Source organism: Nocardioides sp. P5_C9_2, from assembly GCF_054049555.1.
On the sequence record NZ_JBFUMD010000544.1, the window covers coordinates 1 to 2,395 of the forward strand.

The 2,395-nt window shown below is 72.7% G+C and carries 1 protein-coding gene; it reads left to right on the forward strand.

The annotated features are described in order from the left end of the window. Positions 1–2,271, forward strand: a 2,271-nt coding sequence (gene purL, locus ACXJKL_RS19385; RefSeq protein ID WP_457208634.1) for a phosphoribosylformylglycinamidine synthase subunit PurL, incomplete at its 5' end; no start/stop codon positions are given. Between the last annotated feature and the right edge of the window lie 124 nt (positions 2,272–2,395).

The following is a 2,395-nucleotide window of genomic DNA, read 5'->3' on the forward strand; positions in this document are numbered from 1 at the left end:
ACACGTAGCAGCACCCTCGACACGGTCGCCGTCGCGTCCGGCGACCCCGGGCGCGACCAGCCCTGGGCCGACCTCGGGCTGAAGGCCGACGAGTACGCCCGGATCCGCGAGATCCTCGGTCGCCGCCCCACGAGCAGCGAGCTGGCGATGTACTCGGTCATGTGGAGCGAGCACTGCTCCTACAAGTCCTCCAAGGTGCACCTCAAGCAGTTCTCGGAGATCCCTCAGACGACCCCCGTCGGCAACATGCTCGCGGGCATCGGCGAGAACGCCGGCGTCCTGGACATCGGCCAGGGCTACGCGGTCACGTTCAAGGTCGAGTCGCACAACCACCCGTCGTACGTCGAGCCCTACCAGGGCGCCGCGACCGGCGTCGGCGGCATCGTCCGCGACATCCTCGCCATGGGCGCCCGTCCCGTCGCGGTGATGGACCCGCTCCGCTTCGGCCCGCTCGATGCTCCCGACACCCACCGCGTGCTGCCCGGGATCGTGGCCGGCGTCGGCGGCTACGGCAACTGCCTCGGGCTGCCCAACATCGGTGGCGAGGCGGTCTTCGACAGCACCTACCTCGGCAACCCGCTCGTCAACGCGCTCTGCGTGGGCGTGCTGCGGCACGAGGACCTGCACCTCGCCAAGGCGACCGGGGTCGGCAACCAGGTGATCCTGTACGGCGCCCGTACCGGCGGCGACGGCATCGGCGGCGTCTCGGTGCTCGCGTCCGAGACGTTCGACGCGGATGGGCCCGCCAAGCGGCCCAGCGTGCAGGTCGGCGACCCCTTCATGGAGAAGCTGCTCATCGAGTGCACCCTGGAGATCTTCGTCGCCGGGCTCGTCGCCGGCATCCAGGACCTCGGCGGCGCCGGGCTCTCCTGCGCCACCTCCGAGCTGGCCAGCGCCGGCGACGGCGGCATGCAGGTCGAGCTCGACCGGGTGCCGCTGCGCGACTCCACGCTCGCTCCCGAGGAGATCCTCATGAGCGAGTCGCAGGAGCGGATGATGGCCGTCGTCGAGCCCGGCGACGTCGACGCCTTCATGGCGATCTGCGCGAAGTGGGACGTCGAGGCCGTCGTCGTCGGCGAGGTGACCGACACCGGTCGCCTCCAGATCGACTGGCACGGCGAGCGCGTCGTCGACGTACCCCCGCGGTCGGTCGCCCACGACGGGCCGACCTACGAGCGTCCCTACGCGCGCCCGTCCTGGCAGGACGCCCTCCAGGCCGATCGCGCCGAGGCGCTGGCCCGCCCGGAGACGGGTGAGGACCTGCGCGCGACCCTGCTGCGCCTGGTCGCCAGCCCCAACCTCTGCGACAAGTCGTGGATCACCGACCAGTACGACCGCTACGTCCGGGGCAACACCGTGCTCGCCCAGCCGCAGGACAGCGGGATGGTGCGCGTCGACCCCGAGACCAACCTCGGCGTCTCGGTCGCGACCGACTGCAACGGCCGGTTCGCCAAGCTCGACCCCTACGCCGGTGCCCAGCTGGCGCTGGCCGAGTCCTACCGCAACGTCGCCACCGGCGGCGCCCGCCCGCTGGCGATCTCCGACTGCCTCAACTTCGGCTCCCCGGAGGACCCCGACGTCATGTGGCAGTTCGCCGAGGCCTGCCGCGGGCTCAAGGACGGCTGCCTCGAGCTGGGCATCCCGGTGACCGGCGGCAACGTGAGCCTCTACAACCAGACCGGGGAGACCGCGATCCTGCCCACGCCGGTGGTGGCCGTGCTCGGAGTGATCGACGACGTCACGCGGCGGACGTCGAGTCACTTCGCCGCCGCGGGCGAGCGCGTCTTCCTGCTCGGCGAGACCCGCGAGGAGCTCTCCGGCTCGGAGTGGGCGCACGTCGTGCACGGACACCTCGGCGGCACGCCGCCGCGGGTCGACCTGGCCGCCGAGCAGGCCCTCGGGTCCCTGCTCGCCGACGCGTCGCGCGATGCAGTTGTCACCAGTGCCCATGACCTGTCCGACGGTGGACTGGCGCAGGCCCTGGCGGAGGCCTCCTTCCGCAACGGGATCGGGGTCTCGGTGTCGGTGGCCGACGTGGCCGGCGGCGATGGCTTCGTCGCCCTCTTCTCCGAGTCCGCTGCGCGCGCCATCGTGACGGTGACCACCGACAACGCCGACCGCCTCGTCGCCCTGGCCGAGCGCCACGGCGTACCCCTCACGCCGATCGGTCGGACCGGCGGCGACGTCCTCGCGGTCGAGGGGCACTTCGAGGTGCTCGTCGCCGAGCTGCGCGACGCGTGGAGCGCGACCCTCCCGGCCGCCCTGGCCTGAACCGACCACGCACCCCGACTCACGCGACCGGGACGACGGGGGCGACGGGGGCAGCCGCCCGCGCCGCCAGCTCGGCCTGCCACACGGCCGGCCGCGGGACCGAGCGCACGCTGCGGCTCAGCGT